Source organism: Rhodococcus sp. NPDC059179 (genome assembly GCF_042754885.1).
Taxonomy (GTDB): Bacteria; Actinomycetota; Actinomycetes; order Mycobacteriales; family Mycobacteriaceae; genus Rhodococcus_G.
Map to the genome: position 1 here is coordinate 194107 of NZ_JBHZBV010000004.1, position 17444 is coordinate 211550.

The 17444-nt window shown below is 70.4% G+C and carries 16 protein-coding genes; 4 read left to right on the forward strand and 12 right to left on the reverse strand.

Translation table 11 applies throughout. From position 1 onward, the window contains the following. Nucleotides 1–146: 146 nt before the first annotated feature. Genes ACFXMV_RS11425 through recO form a run of 3 tightly spaced genes read right to left on the reverse strand, consistent with a single transcriptional unit; the run spans nt 147 to nt 2159 of the window. Nucleotides 147–548 carry a hypothetical protein gene (locus tag ACFXMV_RS11425; RefSeq protein WP_378499232.1) on the reverse strand — a complete coding sequence of 134 codons (402 nt, stop codon included), beginning with the start codon at nt 546–548 and terminating at the stop codon, nt 147–149. Further along, nucleotides 548–1354, reverse strand: a complete 807-nt coding sequence (locus ACFXMV_RS11430; protein WP_378503014.1) for an isoprenyl transferase — start codon at nt 1352–1354, stop codon at nt 548–550. Before ACFXMV_RS11430 ends, ACFXMV_RS11425 begins: the two co-directional genes overlap by 1 nt. Continuing rightward, on the reverse strand, nt 1311–2159 hold the full coding sequence (gene recO / locus ACFXMV_RS11435; protein WP_378499230.1) for a DNA repair protein RecO: 849 nt from the start codon (nt 2157–2159) through the stop codon (nt 1311–1313). The genes ACFXMV_RS11430 and recO overlap by 44 nt, the downstream gene beginning before the upstream one ends. 111 nt (nt 2160–2270) lie before the next feature. Here recO and ACFXMV_RS11440 point away from each other — a divergent pair, with 111 nt between their 5' ends. Together ACFXMV_RS11440 and ACFXMV_RS11445 are read left to right on the forward strand one after the other, a co-directional pair. After that, on the forward strand, nt 2271–3746 hold the full coding sequence (locus ACFXMV_RS11440) for an amidase (protein WP_378499229.1): 1476 nt from the start codon (nt 2271–2273) through the stop codon (nt 3744–3746). A gap of 3 nt (nt 3747–3749) precedes the next feature. Further along, nucleotides 3750–4307 carry a TetR/AcrR family transcriptional regulator gene (locus ACFXMV_RS11445; RefSeq protein WP_378499228.1) on the forward strand — a complete coding sequence of 186 codons (558 nt, stop codon included), beginning with the start codon at nt 3750–3752 and terminating at the stop codon, nt 4305–4307. Between the two features lie 51 nt (nt 4308–4358). On the opposite strand, the gene era is transcribed toward ACFXMV_RS11445, so the two are convergent. The 6 genes from era to ACFXMV_RS11475 all read right to left on the reverse strand — a co-directional run bounded on the left by era (nt 4359) and on the right by ACFXMV_RS11475 (nt 9517). Further along, nucleotides 4359–5279 (reverse strand): GTPase Era, encoded by a 921-nt coding sequence (gene era / locus ACFXMV_RS11450; protein ID WP_378503015.1) that lies wholly within the window; start codon nt 5277–5279, stop codon nt 4359–4361. Next, on the reverse strand, nt 5269–5679 hold the full coding sequence (locus ACFXMV_RS11455; RefSeq protein WP_378502315.1) for a cytidine deaminase: 411 nt from the start codon (nt 5677–5679) through the stop codon (nt 5269–5271). Before ACFXMV_RS11455 ends, era begins: the two co-directional genes overlap by 11 nt. Next, nucleotides 5672–6991, reverse strand: coding sequence for a hemolysin family protein (locus ACFXMV_RS11460; protein ID WP_378503016.1), 1320 nt, complete (start codon nt 6989–6991; stop codon nt 5672–5674). Before ACFXMV_RS11460 ends, ACFXMV_RS11455 begins: the two co-directional genes overlap by 8 nt. Before the next feature lie 34 nt (nt 6992–7025). Then, nucleotides 7026–7568 (reverse strand): rRNA maturation RNase YbeY, encoded by a 543-nt coding sequence (ybeY, locus tag ACFXMV_RS11465; protein ID WP_378498426.1) that lies wholly within the window; start codon nt 7566–7568, stop codon nt 7026–7028. 67 nt (nt 7569–7635) lie between these two features. Next, nucleotides 7636–8637, reverse strand: a complete 1002-nt coding sequence (locus ACFXMV_RS11470; RefSeq protein ID WP_378498442.1) for a PhoH family protein — start codon at nt 8635–8637, stop codon at nt 7636–7638. A 214-nt stretch (nt 8638–8851) separates the two neighbouring features. Beyond that, entirely contained in the window at nt 8852–9517 is a 666-nt protein-coding gene (locus ACFXMV_RS11475) for a TetR/AcrR family transcriptional regulator (protein ID WP_378498427.1), read from the reverse strand. Nucleotides 9518–9657: 140 nt separating this feature from the next. On the opposite strand from ACFXMV_RS11475, the gene ACFXMV_RS11480 reads away from it, so the two are divergent. Both ACFXMV_RS11480 and ACFXMV_RS11485 read left to right on the forward strand, forming a co-directional pair. After that, nucleotides 9658–11238, forward strand: a complete 1581-nt coding sequence (locus ACFXMV_RS11480; protein ID WP_378498428.1) for an MFS transporter — start codon at nt 9658–9660, stop codon at nt 11236–11238. A gap of 106 nt (nt 11239–11344) precedes the next feature. After that, a complete protein-coding gene (locus ACFXMV_RS11485; protein ID WP_378498429.1) occupies nt 11345–14650 on the forward strand; it encodes a protein kinase in 3306 nt (1101 codons plus the stop codon). A gap of 35 nt (nt 14651–14685) precedes the next feature. Here the strand turns inward: ACFXMV_RS11485 and ACFXMV_RS11490 are convergent, their stop codons facing one another. Genes ACFXMV_RS11490 through dnaJ form a run of 3 tightly spaced genes read right to left on the reverse strand, consistent with a single transcriptional unit; the run spans nt 14686 to nt 17393 of the window. Next, nucleotides 14686–15459 (reverse strand): alpha/beta hydrolase family protein, encoded by a 774-nt coding sequence (locus ACFXMV_RS11490; RefSeq protein ID WP_378498430.1) that lies wholly within the window; start codon nt 15457–15459, stop codon nt 14686–14688. A 2-nt stretch (nt 15460–15461) separates the two neighbouring features. Next, nucleotides 15462–16223: a 16S rRNA (uracil(1498)-N(3))-methyltransferase gene (locus ACFXMV_RS11495; protein WP_378498431.1), complete on the reverse strand. Its 762-nt coding sequence runs from the start codon at nt 16221–16223 to the stop codon at nt 15462–15464. Nucleotides 16224–16241: 18 nt separating this feature from the next. Next, complete coding sequence (dnaJ, locus tag ACFXMV_RS11500; protein ID WP_378498432.1) at nt 16242–17393, reverse strand: molecular chaperone DnaJ; 1152 nt, start codon at nt 17391–17393, stop codon at nt 16242–16244. Between the last annotated feature and the right edge of the window lie 51 nt (nt 17394–17444).

The window sequence follows — 17444 nt, forward strand, 5'->3', positions numbered from 1 at the left end:
TCCCCATTTCGGCGCCCCTGACGTCCAATCGCCGCCCTGCGGCGTTGTCGTCGTCACCGATACAACAGCGGTATCGGCTCCTCCTCCGTCTTGCCGGACGACGATTGTCTCGCCAGGTGCATCCGAGAGGGATTAGGAGACACGCCCTAAGGCAGCAACCCCTGCCGACCCTGGTCGGCACCCGAGAGCACCAACAACAGCATGGTGGTCAGCGCCTCGTCGCCCAGCCCGGCGGCCGGGAAGGTGTAGCGCAGGATCACGTCGGCCAGCTTGCCGCGGGTGATCACCGTGATCGACCCGAACTGCATCATCGAGTTCTTCTCGGCGACCTTCTTGTGCAGCGCGGGTTTGATCGGGCGGTCCCACGCCAGCACCGCCGTCACCGACAACACGTCCAGGCCCGGTGACAGATTCACCGCGCGCAGCGAGCACAGGGCGCCCGCATACTCGAAACCCAATGAGCCGTCGTCGGATTCGCGCACCTCGACGAAGTGTGCCAGCGCGTCGCGGGCGCGGTCCTGCAGCAGCTGTGCGGTCCCCGCGCTCACTACTTCACTCCCCCGAACCTTCGGTCCCGCGACGCATACTCGACGCACGCGGCCCACAGGTCGCGGCGGTCGAAATCGGGAAACAGCTTCTCCTGGAACACCATCTCGGCGTACGCGGACTGCCAGATCAGGAAGTTCGACGTCCGCTGCTCACCCGAGGGGCGCAGGAACAGGTCCACGTCCGGCATGTCGGGTTCATCGAGGTACTTGGCGACGGTCGCCTCCGTCACCTTCTCCGGATTCAGCTCTCCCGCCGCCACCCGACGCGCGATCTCCCGTGCGGCATCGGCGATCTCGGCGCGACCGCCGTAGTTCACGCACATGGTCAGGGTCATCGTGGTGTTGTGCTTGGTCAGCTCCTCGGCGACCTCGAGTTCCTTGATGACGCTGGCCCACAGCCTGGGTCGCCGCCCCGCCCAGCGCACCCGCACACCCATCTCGTGCATCTCGTCGCGCCGACGCCGGATCACGTCCCGGTTGAAGCCCATCAGGAACTTCACCTCCTCGGGACTGCGCTTCCAGTTCTCGGTGGAGAACGCATACGCCGAGAGCCACTTCACGCCGATCTCGATGCAGCCCTCGAGGGTGTCCATCAACACCGCCTCGCCGCGCTCGTGGCCCGCGGTGCGCGGCAGTCCGCGTTCCTGCGCCCAGCGACCGTTGCCGTCCATCACCAGCGCGACGTGCCGCGGGATCAGCTCGGACTGCAGGATCGGCGCCCTGGCGCCTGATGGGTGCTGGCTCGGGGGCCGGATCGCGCGGCTAGGCGGAGCTTGCGGTTCGCGTCGTCGAATCACGGTCTCCATCCTGCCCGACCGGACGGGTCGAACCTGCCACCGCCCGCGAATCGGCGGCCTCCGGCTCGATCGCGGCGTGCGGCCGGGACCGCTCGATCAGCGGCAGGGTGCGCAGTTGACGCTCGAGGTGCCACTGCAGGTGCGCGGCGACCAGACCGCTGGCCTGCCCCCGGACCGTGGCCGTCGCCGTCTCGGTGTGCGCCCACTCGCCGCGCGCGAGCGCGTCCATCAGGTCGAGCACCCCCGGAGACGGGGTCGCCGAGCCCGGCGGACGGCAGTGCACGCACACGGCCCCGCCTGCCGCCACGTGGAAGGCCCGGTGCGGGCCGGGGGCGGCGCACCGCGCGCACTCCTCCAGCGCGGGTGCCCAGCCTGCGAAACCCATGGCCCGCAACAGGAAGGCGTCGAGGATCAGCTCGGGCGGTCTGGCCTGCTCCCCCACCGCGCGCAGCGCGCCGACGGTGAGCTGATGCAGCCGCAGCGCCGGGGCGCGCTCCTCGCCGGCGAGCCGTTCGGCTGTCTCGAGCACCGCGCAGGCGGTGGTGTACCGGCCGTAGTCGTCGACGATGTCCCCGGCGAAAGCGTCCAGGGTCTGCACCTGCGTGACGATGTCGAGGTTGCGGCCGGGGTAGAGCTGCACATCGATGTGCGCGAAGGGCTCGAGGCGGGCCCCGAATTTCGACTTGGTCCGGCGCACACCCTTGGCCACGGCCCGCACCAGTCCGTGCTGGCGGGTCAGCAGGGTGACGATGCGGTCGGCCTCACCCAGCTTGTGCTGGCGCAACACCACCGCATGGTCCCGATACAACCTCACCGGGACAGTGTCCCACGGTGCGGGGACAAAGCCCTGCCTGCGCGAAAACTCCGCCCTCGACCTCCCCCCACTGCTACTGTTCGTTCGAACGAACAGGGGAGGGGTGGAGCGGTGACGACCGACATCGAGAACGACGGCGTGACGACCGAGCGGGTTCCCGGGTCACGGGCCTCCGGGTCCGGGGCTCGGCACCGCGAGGAGTTGGGGTTGGAGGACACCGTGCGGGCGCTCAGCGCGGGCACCGCCACCGCCGTCGACCTGGTGCGCCGCAGCCTCGACGCGATCGACGCGAGCCAGCCGGGTCTGAACGCCTTCCGGGTGGTGCGCCGGGAGGCCGCGCTCGCGGAGGCCGCCGACGCGGACCGTCGGCTCGCGGCTGGCGAACGTCTCCCCCTGCTCGGTGTCCCGATCGCGGTCAAGGACGACGTGGACGTCACCGGGGAGCCGACCGCGTTCGGCTGCCCGGGCGAATTCCCCGCCAAGACAGCCGATTCCGAGGTGGTGCGAAGGCTACGCGCGGCCGGCGCGATCATCGTGGGCAAGACGAACAGCCCGGAGCTGGGCCAATGGCCCTTCACCGGAGGCAGTTTCGGGCACACCAGGAACCCGTGGGCACGCGACCGGACACCCGGCGGATCCTCGGGCGGCAGCGCCGCCGCGGTCGCGGCCGGGCTGGTCCCCGCCGCGCTCGGCTCGGACGGCGCCGGCTCGGTCCGGATCCCCGCATCCTGGACCAACCTGGTCGGCATCAAGCCGCAGCGCGGCCGGATCTCCACCTGGCCGGACCCGGAGGCGTTCAACGGCATCACCGTGATCGGCCCGCTGGCCCGCACCGTCGCGGACGCCGCGCTGCTGCTCGACCTCGTCTCCGGCAGCCACGACGGCGACCTGCACCAGCCGCCGCCGGTGACCGTGCGCGACGCCGTCGACCGTGAGCCGGGCAGGCTGCGGATCGCGTTGTCCCTGAAGATCCCCTACACGGCGACGCCCCGGACGCTGCACCCCGAGATCAAGGACGCGATCGGGGCCACCGCGCACACCCTGCGCAGGCTCGGCCACGAGGTGGTCATCGCCGACCCCGCCTACGGAATCCTGTTGGGCCTGAACTTCATGCCGCGCTCGATGGCCGGGCTGGAGCAGTGGCGCACCCGGACGCCCGACCCCTCACTCCTCGACCCGCGCACCCTCTCCAACGCGCGCACCGGCAGGCTACTGGGGGGCCTGCCGTTGCGCGCGTCCCGCGCCGCCGAGCCGCGCATGCGCAGGCGGATCGGCGCCATCTTCAACGACTTCGACGTCATCCTCGCCCCCACCACGGCCACCCCGCCGCCCGGCGTCGACGCGATCGACCGCACCGGGCACTTCGAGACCGACAAGGTGATCACCGCGGCCTGCCCGTACACCTGGCCGTGGAACGTGCTCGGCTGGCCGAGCGTCAACGTGCCCGCCGGGTTCACCTCGGACGGATTGCCGCGCGGCGTGCAGCTGATGGGCCACGACAACTCCGAGCCGATGCTGGTCTCGCTCGCGGCGCAACTCGAACGTGAACTACGTTGGGACCGTGAACGTCCCGAACGGTGGTGGTGACAGGTGAGCGACACCCCGGTTCGTGAGCGGATCCTCGCCGCCGTGCTGCACATCATCGGCAGCGACGGGATCGCGGCGGTGACCAATCGCCGGATCGCGGCGCAGGCCGAGGTGTCGCTCGGATCGATCACCTACCACTTCCCCAGCCAGACCGACCTGCTCCGTGACGCACTGCTCGGGTTCGTCACGGAGGAGACCGCCCGGCTGACCGACCTGGCCGAGCAGTACCGGGACAAGGGATTGAGCGTGCAGGACGCCGCGACGCTGACCGAGCAGGTGGTCAGGGACCTCGCGTTCGACGCCGAGCGGATGGCGCCGTTCGAGCTGTACATCCAGGCCGGCCGCGACCCCGACCTGCGCGAGGCGGCCGCCGAGTGCTTCGCCGCCTACGACACGCTCACCGTCACGATCCTCGAGGCGCTCGGCGTGCCGAATGCCGACGCGGTCGCGCCGACGCTGGTCGCGACCATCGCCGGCCTGCAGTTGCGCCGTCTGGCCACCGGCGCGGCCCAGGATGTTTCGACCGCCATCCTCCGACTGGTGGGCGCTGCGCGCCCGTGAGTGGATAGCGGGTCCCTGGACCCCTTTTCCGCGCACGGGCGGCGAAGCCGCCTAGAAGCCGAGCCGACCCAACTGCTTCGGGTCGCGCTGCCAGTCCTTGGCGACCTTCACGTGCAGTTCCAGGAAGATCCGGGTACCGAGCAGCTTCTCGATCTGGGTGCGGGCCTTGGTGCCGACCTCGCGCAGCCGGGCGCCGCCCTTGCCGATCACGATGCCCTTCTGGCTGGGGCGCTCCACGTAGAGCAGCGCGTGCACGTCGAGCATCTCGCCCTGCTTCTCGGTGCGCCCCTCCCGCTCGATGACCTCCTCGATCACCACGGCCAGCGAGTGCGGCAACTCGTCGCCGAGGCCCTCGAGCGCGGCCTCCCGGATGAGCTCCGCCATCAGCGTCTCCTCCGGCTCGTCGGTGATCTCGCCGTCCGGGTAGAACGCCGGACCCTCGTCCATCGACTTGGCCAGCAGGTCGACCAGCATCTCGACCTGCTCCCCCGACGCCGCGGACACCGGGATCACGTCGGTCTCGGGGCCGAGCACCTTCGACAGCGCCACCAGCTGCTCGGCGACCTTCTCCCGGCTCACCTTGTCGATCTTGGTGACGATGCCGATCAGCTTGGTCTTGGGCGCCATCTGACGGACCTGCTCGAGGATCCAGCGGTCGCCGGGGCCGATCTTCTCGTCCGCCGGAATGCACAGGCCGATCACGTCGACCTCCGAATAGGTGTCGCGCACAAGGTCGTTCAGCCGCTGGCCGAGCAGCGTCCGGGGACGGTGCAGGCCGGGGGTGTCCACCAGGATCAGCTGGGCGTGCGGGCGGTGCACGATGCCGCGGATGGTGTGCCGGGTGGTCTGCGGCCGCGACGAGGTGATCGCGATCTTGGTGCCGACCAGCGCGTTGGTCAGCGTCGACTTGCCGGTGTTCGGGCGTCCGACGAAACAGACGAAGCCGGAACGGAATTCGGTATCAGTGCTCATGGGCATCTCCAGAAGTGGGGCGGTAGGGCTCCGAGCCCATGACGTACGGGTCCGAGCCGTCGGCTCGGGCGGCGATGAGTTTGGCGGACGCGCTCACCTCGGTGAGGGCGAGCACGCCTGGCTCGCTGTCGCGGACGGCGGTGACGATCTCGGCGGCGGTGCCGGGCAGGTCGCCCACCACCGCGGCGGCCTCGAAGCCCTCCGCCCCGCTCGAGAGCGCGGCGGCGATCGCGGCCTGCAGCGCGGTCAGATTCAGCGCCTCGAGGGAGACCGGGCCTGCGGCATAGGTGCGACCGTCGAGGTCCCGGACCGCGGCGCCCTGCGCACCGCCGGTGCGGCCCATCGCGCCGCGGGCGAGGACCACCAGCTTGGCGTCCTCCTCGTCGAGATGCTCAGTCACGTCGGCCCTCGTCTCCCTCGTCATCGACCGCTTCGGCGTCCGGTTCGGGCGTCCTCCAGGCAAGAACAGTACTGATCCGGACCCGGCCACGGACGTCACTGCCGCCCTCGGCGCGCAGCCGCAGTCCGGCGGCGGCGACCTCCGAGCCGGGCAGCGGCACCCTGCCGAGCCCGTATCCGAGCAGCCCGCCGACCGTCTCCACCTCGTCGTTGTCGATCTCGACGTCGAACAGTTCGGCGAGATCCTCGATCGGCAGGCGGGCGGAGAGCCGGTACCGGCCGTCGCCGAGAACCTCCACCGGTGCGATCTCGCCGACGTCGTACTCGTCGGCGATCTCGCCGACGATCTCCTCGATCACGTCCTCGATGGTCACGAGCCCGGCGATGCCGCCGTACTCGTCGACCAGGAGCGCCATGTGGTTGCGGTCCCGCTGCATCTCCGCGAGCAGGCTGTCGAGCGGCTTGGAGTCCGGCACGAACACCGGCGGACGCATCACCTCGGCGACGGTGACGCCGCGGCCGCCGTCGACGTCGTGATAGGTCTTCTGGACCAGGTCCTTGAGGTACACGACGCCGAGCACGTCGTCGACGTTCTCGCCGATCACCGGGATCCGGGAGTGCCCGCTGCGCACGGCCAGCGAGGTGGCCTGCCCCGCCGACTTGGTGGCCTCGATCCACACCATCTCGGTGCGCGGGACCATCACCTCGCGGGCGGGGGTGTCCCCGAGCTCGAACACCGACTGGATCATCCGGCGCTCCTCGTCGGCCACCACGCCGCGCTCCTGCGCCATGTCGACCAGCTCGCGCAGCTCGATCTCGGAGGCGAACGGCCCGTTGCGGAAACCCCGGCCGGGCGTGAGCGCGTTGCCGATCAGGATGAGCAGTCGGCTGATCGGCGAGAACACGACGCCGATCACCTGCAGCGGCAGCGCCGCGGCGAGCATGATCGAGTAGGCGTGCTGGCGGCCGATGGTGCGCGGTCCCACCCCGATCGCCACGTAGTCGAGGAGCACCATGACGACGGCGGTGATCACCAGCGCCCAGCTCCGCTCGAGCAGGTCCAGCAGTGCGGCGGCGAGCAGCACGGTGGCGGTGATCTCGGCCAGGATCCGCAGCAACACCATGAGATTGATGTAGCGGGGCCGATCGGCCACGACCGCGAGCAGGCGCTGCGCACCCGGCCGCGAGTCCTTGGCCATGTCCTCGACCCGCGCGGGCGAGATCGTGTTGAGCGCGGAGTCGATGGCGGCGAACAGCCCGCCGAGCGGCACCAGGACGGCGGCCAGCAGGATCTGGACCAGCTCATCGCTCACTGCGCTGCGCCGATCGAGAGTTCTACGCTCCGACTCACAGTTCGGGGCCGTCGACGAACCCGGTCTTGCCCAGCAGCCTGCGGTCACGGGCGGCCAACTCCGCCTCCCGCTCGGCCAGGCGCAGGTCCTCGTACCAGTCGGCGAGCAGGCTGTTCTGCAGCGCGAACATCTCCTTCTCCTCCTCCGGCTCGGCATGGTCGTAGCCGAGCAGGTGCAGGACACCGTGCACGGTGAGCAGCGCCAACTCGTGCGCGGTGGAATGGCCGGCCTTGGCGGCCTGGTCGGCGGCGAACGCCGGGCAGAGCACGATGTCGCCGAGCATCGCCGGTCCCGGCTCGGGCGCGTCGGGACGCCCACCGGGCTCGAGCTCGTCCATCGGGAAGGACATCACGTCGGTCGGACCGGGCAGGTCCATCCACCGCATGTGCAGGTCGGCCATCGTGTCGAGGTCGACGAGCACCATCGACAGCTCGGCCGCGGGGTGTACGTCCATCCGGCCGATGACGAACCGGGCGACGGCGATCAACTCCGCCTCGGAGACGTCGATCCCGGACTCGTTGGATACCTCAATGCTCATGACAGTCGTTCTCCTCGGGACCGCGGACTGCGGGGTTGGGCGGTGTGGTCAAAGCTGGCAGGCACCGTCAGCGCCGCGTGGAGCGGGCCTGCGCGGACCGCCGCTGCGAGCGGTTGCCGAGCTTGACCTCGTCGATCCGCTCGGTCTCGAATCGCTCGTAGGCGTCGACGATGTCGGAGACCAGGCGGTGCCGCACCACGTCCGCACTCGTGAGCTCCGCAAAGTGGATGTCGTCGATGTCGGTCAGGATCTCCGAGGCCGCGCGCAGCCCGGACCGGGCGCCGCCGGGCAGGTCCACCTGGGTCACGTCGCCGGTCACCACGATCTTGGACCCGAACCCGAGTCGGGTCAGGAACATCTTCATCTGCTCGGCGGTGGTGTTCTGCGCCTCGTCGAGGATGATGAACGCATCGTTGAGTGTCCGGCCCCGCATGTATGCCAGCGGCGCGACCTCAATTACCCCGGCCTGCATCAGTTTTGGGATCGCCTCGGGGTCCATCATGTCGTGCAGCGCGTCGTGCAGGGGCCGCAGGTACGGGTCGATCTTCTCGTGCAGGGTGCCTGGCAGGAAGCCGAGCCGCTCCCCCGCCTCGACCGCGGGGCGGGTCAGGATGATCCGGCTGACGTTCTTGCTCTGCAGCGCCTGCACGGCCTTGGCCATGGCGAGGTAGGTCTTGCCGGTGCCCGCGGGACCGATTCCGAAAACGATGGTGTTCGCGTCGATCGCGTCGACGTAGCGCTTCTGGTTGACCGTCTTCGGCCGGATGGTCTTGCCGCGCCGGGACAGGATGTCGAGGCTGAGCACCTCGGCGGGCGATTCGGCGACACCCTCGGTGAGCATCGCGACGCTGCGCCGCACGGCGTCGGGGGTCAGGGTGTTGCCGCCGCCGACGACGGCGATCAGCTCACCGATCACCCGCTCGGCCAGCGCCACGTCGGCGGCCTTGCCGGTGAGGGTGATCGCGTTGCCGCGGACGTGAATGTCGGCATCGAGGGCGCGTTCGAGTTCCTTGAGGTTCTGATCCGAGGAACCGAGCAGTGGGAGTACCGCGTCGGGTGAGACCTCCATGCTCGACCGCACCGTGCGCTGCGCCGGGCGGTCCTGGCTGTTGGCCTTCGCCCCTGCGCGCGAAGCGCGTCCCCCTGCGTCGTCCGACTGATCGCCCATGTCGCTGTCTGCACTCACGTGGTAGCTATGGCCTGCTTTCCTGTTCCCGGTCCCGACGGACGCACCGCCCTGATACCTCGAAGTCTATCGCGGGTCGTTCGCGCCGCCCACACGATTACCGCCGGTCAGGCGCGGGCCCGGGCGCCTGCGCGTTCGCGGTGTCGCGGATCCAGGCCCACGCGTCGTCGACCACCGCCGCCGCACGGTCGGGCACGACCCCGACCAGCGCGAGGGAGGCGATCGCCATCGACTCCCCGGAATCGTTGATCGCCCCCTTGTTGGCCTGATCCAGCATTGTGACGGTCATCGCCTCTGTCATCGCAACCAGCGACGCGGCGGGCAGATACGACGAGAACGTCCCGTCTCGCTGCCCCCGCTCGATGATCGCGATGCAGGGCGCCCGCGCCGGTTCCATCAGGTCGAGGATTCGCTGCTCGCCGAGTTCCTTGCGGGCGAAGGTGAGCAGCATCCGGAATCGATCGCCGATCGGCCAGGTCAGGAGGGCAAGGACGGCGACCGCGACGTCCGGACGGTCCGGCTGCGGTCCACCCCCACCGAACGACGCGACGATGGCGGCCGAGGCCTCGTCCACGATGCCCTCGACGAGCGCCTCCCGGCTGGGGAAGTGCGCGTACACCGTGCGGCGGACCACTCCCGCCGCGCGGGCGACGTCGTCCATGCTCGCGTCCGGATCGGCGGCGAAAGCGCCGATCGCGGCGTCGATGATGCGCGCGCGATTGGCCCGCGTCTCGCTGCGCCGACGCCTGACCGGCTCCGCCACCCCGCATCCACCTCTCAACCGGCCCACTGTGATCTGCGTCAAGCATAGTTGCACAGCACTGTGCAAGCTATTAACTTGCACAGTGTTGTGCAGACAAGCTGGTCCTCGGACCGGACTGACGCCGAAACGGAGCGCCGACGATGACAACCCTCGCGACCAAACCGGTCAGCCGCATGGAGCAGCCCTACCGCTGGCGCTGGGCCGCGCTCGGCGTGCTGTGCCTGAGCCTGCTGATCGTGGTGATGGCGAACACCGCGCTGATCGTGGCGGCGCCGGACATGACCCGGGACCTCGGCCTGACCAGCGCGCAGCTGCAGTGGGTGATCGACGGCTACACCGTGCCCTACGCGGCGCTGATGCTGCTGTGCGGCGTGATCGGCGACAAGTACAGCCGCCGCGGCGCGCTGCTGACCGGCCTGCTGGTGTTCGGCGGCGGCGCGGTGTTCGGCAGCCTCGCGGACTCCACGACCGCGGTGATCGCCGCCCGGATGATCATGGGCGTCGGCGCGGCGATCATCATGCCCGCGACGCTGTCGCTGCTCGTCGCGACCTTCCCCAAGTCGGAGCGTTCCCGCGCGATCGCCGCCTGGGCGGCCACCTCCGGGCTGGCCATCGCGCTCGGACCGCTGCTCGCGGGGTGGATCCTCGAGAGCCACTCCTGGAGCGCGACCTTCCTGATCAACGTCCCCATCGCCGCCGTCGCGGCCGTCGCCGCGCTGCTCCTCGTGCCGCCGTCCCGCGCGGAGGGTATGGCCCGGATCGACTGGATCGGCGGACTGCTGTCGGTGGTCGCGATCGGCGCGCTCGTCTACGCGATCATCAACGGCTTCCACTTCGGTTGGGGCGCGGGCCCGCTCGTAGGCGCCGCCGTCGCAGCGCTCGGCCTCGCGGCGTTCGTCGCCTGGGAGCTGCGACACCCGCAGCCGCTGCTCGACGTCCGCAAGCTCAGCGAACGCACCGTCGGCGGCTCGACCCTCGCGGTGCTGCTGCTGTTCCTCTCCGCGTTCGGAGCGATCTACTTCATCGCGCAGGAGTTCCAGTTCGTGCTCGGGTACGGCCCGCTCGAAACCGGCGTCCGGCTGCTGCCCCTCGCCGCGGCGGTGTCGGCGGGCGCGATCCTCAGCGGCCGGATCACCCCGCGCATCGGCGTCCGCAACGCGATCGTCGCCGGCATGGTTCTCGCCGCGGCGGGCGTGCTGCTGCTGATCCGGGTCGACGGCGGCTCGGGCTACCTCGACTTCCTCGTCCCGCTGGTGCTGCTCGGCGTCGGCATCGGCCTGAGCGAGCCGCCCGCCACCGACGCGATCATGGGCAGCTTCCCCGACAGCGACCTCGGCGCCGCGGGCGGACTCAACGACACGGCAATCGAACTGGGCGGATCGCTGGGCATCGCCATCCTCGGATCCATCCTGGCCGCGAGCTACAAGGACTCCATCGCGGGCTTCATCGACGGCGCTCCGCTCCCTCAACTCGGCGGGGACCTCGCCGCGCAGGCCGAATACGCGATGGAGGTCTCGCGAGAATCGGTCGGCGGCGCGTCGCTCGTGGCGCAGGAGCTGGCGGGCAATCCGCTGTCGGCCTCGTACGCAGGCCCGCTCCTCCAGGCATCCTCGACCTCGTTCGCCGACGCGATCGTGAGCGCGAGCCTGGCGGGCGGGATCGCCCTCGCGATCGGCGCGGTGGTGGTGGCGGTGATCCTGCCGGGCCGATCGACCGACTGACAGCGCGGATGGCGGCGGTATCCTGGGGGCACTGTCTGAGGTGAGGTATGCGCGGCGCCGATCGTCCCGGCGCCGTGGATCGGATGATTCGGATCGCTGGTTGCCGATGGCCCGAGATGTTGATCCGCTTGTGACGCAGCGCCATGTTGTCCCGACGGTCGCCGCGGAGCTCGGCGCGGCCGGGTTCGAGGATGCCGAGGAGATCGGGCGGGGCGGCTTCGGCGTCGTCTACCGGTGCGTCCAGGCCGAGCTGGACCGGATGGTGGCGGTGAAGGTGCTCACCGCCGAGCTGGACGAGGTCAACCGGGTGCGGTTTCTCCGGGAACAGCGGGCGATGGGCCGACTGAGCGGGCACCCGAACATCGTCAATGTGCTGCAGGTCGGTGCCACCGAGGGCGGTCGGCCGTACATTGCGATGCAGTACATCCGGCAGGGTTCGCTGGAGGCGCGGGTCCGTCTGCACGGTCCGCTTCCGTTGGATGAGTCGCTGAGGCTGGGGGTGAAGTTGGCCGGTGCGGTGGAGACCGCGCACCGGCTCGGGATTGTGCATCGCGATATCAAGCCCGCGAACATTCTCCTCACCGACTACGGCGAGCCGGTGTTGAGCGACTTCGGTATCGCGCACATCTCCGGCGGATTCGAGACCCGTGCCGGGACCGTGACCGGGTCGCCTGCATTCACGGCCCCTGAGGTGCTCCGGGGGGATCCGCCGAGCCGTGCGTCCGACGTCTACGGGCTCGGTGCGACCCTGTTCAGCGCCGCGACCGGGCATGCGGCCTTCGAGCGGCGAAGCGGGGAGCAGGTGGTGGCCCAGTTCCTGCGGATCACCACCCAACCGGTACCGGACCTGCGTGAGCACGGCATCGACGACGATTTCTCCGCGGCGATCGGACGGGCGATGGCCGCGAACCCACAGGATCGGCCATCGGCTCTGGAGCTCGGTGACGAACTGCGCCGGATCCAACTCGGCAACAATTTCCTGGTCGACGAGATGGCACTGCAAGCTGAACCGGGCGCACCGCCGCGAGAGCCGATCCCCACACACACGGTCTTCGATTCCGCTGAGCGTGCGGCGATCGTTCAGTACTCACCCGCCCCGCATGCCGTGCGGGACGGCACGGGAAATCTTCCGGTCGAACTGACCAGCTTCGTCGGTCGCCGCAGCGAACTCAGCGACGCCAAGGCGTCGCTGTCCGTCTCACATCTGGTGACGCTGACCGGGATCGGTGGTGTCGGTAAGACGCGCCTTGCCCTGCGGGTGGCCGAGAACGTGCGAGGCGCCTTCGGTCACGGGGTGTGGCTGGTGGAGTTGGGTGAACTGTCCGACGGGTCGCTGCTGACCGATGTCGTGGCCGCCGCGCTGGGGCTGAGAAATCACTCGGTGCGGCCGCTGCGTGAGGTGCTCGTGGAGTTCGTGGCGGACCGGGAGCTGTTGCTGGTGTTGGACAACTGCGAGCAGGTGGTCGACGCCGTGGCAGACCTCGCCGAAACGCTGCTGCGGGCCTGCCCGGGGCTGCGGATTCTCGCCACCAGCCGCGAGCCTCTCGGGATCGCCGGGGAGTCGGTGCTGCGGGTACCCTCGCTGGCCGTGCCGCTTCCGGATCGGAAGTCTCCGATGTCGGGAATTCTCAGTTACGACGCGGTGACGTTGTTCGCCGACCGCGCCGCCACCGCCGTACCGGGGTTCGAGCTGACCGAGGAGAACACGACCGCGGTCGCCCGGATCTGCCAACGGCTGGACGGGTTGCCGTTGCCGATCGAGCTGGCGGCGGCCCGGTTGCAGGCGCTGTCGCCGGAGCAGATCCTGGACCGGCTCACCGACAGGTTCTCGCTGTTGACCCGGGGCAGCCGGGTGGCTCCGTCCCGGCAGCAGACCCTGCGATTGAGCATCGACTGGAGTCACGAGCTGTGCACCCCGGTGGAGCAACTGGTGTGGGCGCGGTTGGCGGTGTTCGAGGGCAGCTTCGGTCTCGATGCCGCCGAACAGATTTGCGGCAGCGGCCTGCAGCCGGAGGAGCTGCTCGATGCGGTGGCCTCGCTGGTGGACAAGTCGGTGCTGATGCGGGAGGAATCCGGCACGACGGTGCGGTTCCGGCTGCTCGAGACCCTGCGCGACTACGGCCGCGAGAAGCTGCAGCAGAGCGGTGAGTATCCGGAAATGGTTCGGCGCCACCGCGACTGGTACGAGAGGTTGGTTCTCGCGGGAGAGGACGACTGGATCAGTCCCCGGCAGCTGGACTGGATCGCCCGGCTCGCGCGGGAACAACCGAATCTGCGGGAGGCGCTGGAGTTCTGCGTGTCCGACAGCCCGGACACGGGTCTGCGGATCGCCACCGCCCTGCTTCCGTTCTGGAATTCCCACGGTCTGATCAGCGAGGGACGCCGGTGGCTCGCCCGCGTCCTCGCCGCCCAGACCGGGGGGCCGAGCGTCGACCGGGTCAAGGCGCTGTACGCGGCCAGCGCTTTGGCCGAGGTGCAAGGTGACCTCGAGGCAGGCGCCGCGCTCGTGCAGGAGGGGCGCGCGCTCGCCGAAATGTCGACCGACCCCATGGTGCATGCCCTCGTCGCCTACGCCGACGGCATCCAGGCGGTCTTCAGCGGTGAACTGACCCGCGCGTGCTCGCGCTTGGAAAGCGCCCTCGAGACCTTCGGCGCCGGGGAGGACCGCCACCTCCACACCGGCGTGCTGAACATGCTCGGACTTGCCCACGAACTACGCGGCGAGGCCGAACGGGCAGTGGATTACTACGAGCAGGTGCTCGCCATCACGAAGGAGCACGGCGAAGTCGTGCTTCGGTCGCATGCGCTGTGGGCCATGGGCGTTGCGGTGTGGCGGCAGGGCGACGCAGACGGGGCGGTTGGGCCGCTCGAACAGTCGTTGCGGCTGGCGCGGCAGGCGAACAACCGGCGCACCACCGCGTCGAGCCTCGAGGTGCTGGCCTGGATCGCTGCCGGCGAACAGAACGCCCGGCGTGCCGCCGTGATGCTGGGAGCCGCCGAGGAGTTGGGGCGCTCGGTCGACAGCAACGCCGTCGTGTTTCCCGCCATGCGCGTCCACCACGAGGAGTGCGAGCGGACGAGCCGTTTCGTCCTCGGTAAGCGAGGATTCGAGGAGGCCCGCAGGGAGGGCGGGCGGCTGGGGTTCGATGCCGCCGTCGCGTACGCCCTCGGCGAGCGGGCCCCGGAACCTCCGGCTCCCGAGGGCGGGCCATCACCGAAACTGACGAAACGGGAGAGGCAGGTCGCCGACCTGGTCGCGGAGGGTCTGACCAACAAGGCGATTGCGGCCCGCCTGGTGATCTCGCCCCGCACCGCGCAGGGCCATGTGGAGCACGTGCTGTCCAAACTCGGATTCACCTCGCGCGCGCAGATCGCCGCGTGGGTGGTGGAACAGGCGGGAACCGAGCGCTGAAAACCAGTAGTCATCGACATCCAGCCCCTCCCAGGTCACCCCGCCGGCGCCGACCAGGGGTCGTCGTCGAGCAGGGCGCGCAGGGTCAGCTCCCAGCTGCGGGACCCGCGGGCCAGGAAGTCGTTGTGCCCCTCGCCCGGCACCTCCCACAGTGCCACCGTGTCCCCTGCCGCCACCGCGGCGTCCCGGTACGCGCGGCTGGCGGCGACGGGAACCTGGACGTCCTGCGCGCCGTGGATGCAGACCACCGGCACACCGATCGGGACCCGGAACACGGGCGAGGCGTCGCGGTAGAGCTGCGGGGCATCGACGTACCGGGCACCGAAGAACGCCTCCAACGCGGCGCCAGCGGTGCGGCCCGCCGCGCGGGCGGCCAGGTCCATCGCGCCCGCCTGCGCGACCACCCGCTCGGGCCGAATCGGGGAATTCGGTTGTCCGGCAACCCACAACGCCAGCTGGGCGCCCGCGGAGTGACCGACGATGCGGACGTTGCCGAGGTCGAGCGGGATCGGCGACTGTGCGGGCAGCAGGTCCGCGACGGCGGACAGCGCGGACTCGATGTCGGCGCTGGTCTGTTCCCAGCCACCGCCCGCGCCGACCCGCCGGTACTCGACGTTCCACGCCGCCACCCCGAGCCGGGCCAGTTCGATGGCGAGGGCGGTCGCGAGGTTCAGGTGGAAGTCGGCGCTCCAGTAGCCGCCGTGGATGAGCATCACCACCGGCACCGGATCGGCGACCGGCTCGGTGGGCAGGTACAGGTGCCCGAACTGCGCCGGCTCCGGCCCGTAGTCGACGCGTTGACGGCCCATGACTAGTGCAGTGGCCGGGCGGACCAGCGGTCGGTCAGCACCCCGATCGCGCCGAGCGCCACCGCGGCCGCCGTGGAGGTCCGCAGCACCGTCGGGCCCAGTCGCACCGCGACCGCCCCCGCCGCGGTGAGCGCGTCGACCTCCGCGTCGTCCAGGCCACCCTCGGGCCCGACCACCAGCAGCACCTGGGCGGCCGTGGCCAGCGGCAGCTCCGCCAGCGCCGTCGTGGCCGACTCGTGCAGCACCGCGACGACACCGCCGCCTTCCGCCGCCCCCGACACCAGCTCGACCACCGCGGGCGTGCGGTGCACCTCGAGAACCTCCGGAATATGCGCTCGCCGTGACTGTTTCGCCGCGGCCACCGCCACGGCGCGCCACTTCGCCACGCCCTTGTCGGCCTTCGGCCCCTCCCAGCGGGCCACGCATCGCGCGGACTGCCAGGGCACGATCGCATCGACGCCTGCCTCGGTCGCCAGCTCCACCGCCAGCTCGGAGCGCTCCGCCTTCGGCAGCGCCTGCACCAGGGTCACCGCCGGGGCGGCCGCGGGCACGGTGTCGCGGGCGGTGATCTCCAGGTCCAGGCGGTCCTTGCCGACCTCGACGACCACCGCGTCCGCGACGGCGCCGCGGCCGTCGGAGAGCACCAGCCGCTCCCCGACCCGGATCCGGCGCACGGTGGCGGCGTGCCTGCCCTCCTTGCCGTCGAGCACGGCGACCGCGCCGACCTCGGGCAGCGGGTCCAGATAGAACACCGTCGCGGCCATGATCTTTCGCCCGATCCGTCAGCGACCGCTGAACGCGTCGCGCAGCCGGGAGAACAGCCCGCCGTTGTGCTGCGACGCCGTGGTCACGACCTCGGCCTGGTCCTTCTCGCGCAGGTCCTTGAACTCGCGCAGGGCGGCGGTCTGCTTGCCGTCGAGGCGCGAAGGCACCACGACCTCCAGGTGCGCGTGCAGGTCGCCCCGCACACCCGAACGCAGTTTCGGCATGCCGTGCCCGCGCACCGACTCGACCTTGCCCGGCTGCGTGCCAGCAGGGATGGTGATCTCCGTCGGGCCGTCGATGATGGTGTTCACGGTGACGGTGGTGCCGAGCGCCGCGTCGACCATCGGGACCCGGACCGTGCAGTGCAGGTCGTCGCCGTCGCGGACGAACACGTCGTGCTGCTGCTCGATGATCTCGACGTACAGGTCGCCCGCGTGGCCGCCGCCGGGGCCGACCTCGCCCTGCGCGGCCAGCCGGATCCGCATCCCGCTGCTCACGCCGACCGGGACCTTCACCGCGATGTCGCGGCGGGCCCGCACCCGGCCGTCGCCGCCACACTTGTGGCAGGGATCCGGGATCGTCTCGCCTGCGCCGCGGCAGGTCGGGCACGGACGGGAGGTCATCACCTGGCCGAGGAACGAGCGCTGAACGGACTGCACCTCGCCTGCGCCGCGACAGGTCTCACAGGTCACCGGCTTGGAGTCGCCGTTGGTGCCCGCGCCGGTGCAGACGTCGCACAGGATCGCGGTGTCGACGGTGATGTGCTTGGTGACGCCGGTGGCGCACTCCTCGAGCGTCAGCTTGGTCCGCAGCAGCGAATCCGCGCCCGCCTGCACGCGGCCGCGCGGTCCGCGGCTGGTCTGGCCGCCACCGCCGAAGAACGCCTCGAACACGTCGCCGAGGCCACCGCCGAAGCCGGCGCCACCGAATCCGGCGCCGCCACCGCCGCCCTGCGACAGCGGGTCGCCGCCGAGGTCGACGATCCGGCGCTTCTCGGGATCGGAGAGCACCTCGTAGGCCGTCGAGATGTCCTTGAAGCGGGCCTGCGCCGCCTCGTCGGGGTTCACATCCGGATGCAGCTCCCTGGCGAGCTTGCGGTACGCCCGCTTGATCTCCTGATCGGTCGCCTTCGTGCTGACGCCCAGCAGTCCGTAGTAATCCCGTGCCACGTTAAGTCTCTCGTCCTCGTTGTCGATCAGATCCAGCTGTCAATGAAAGGT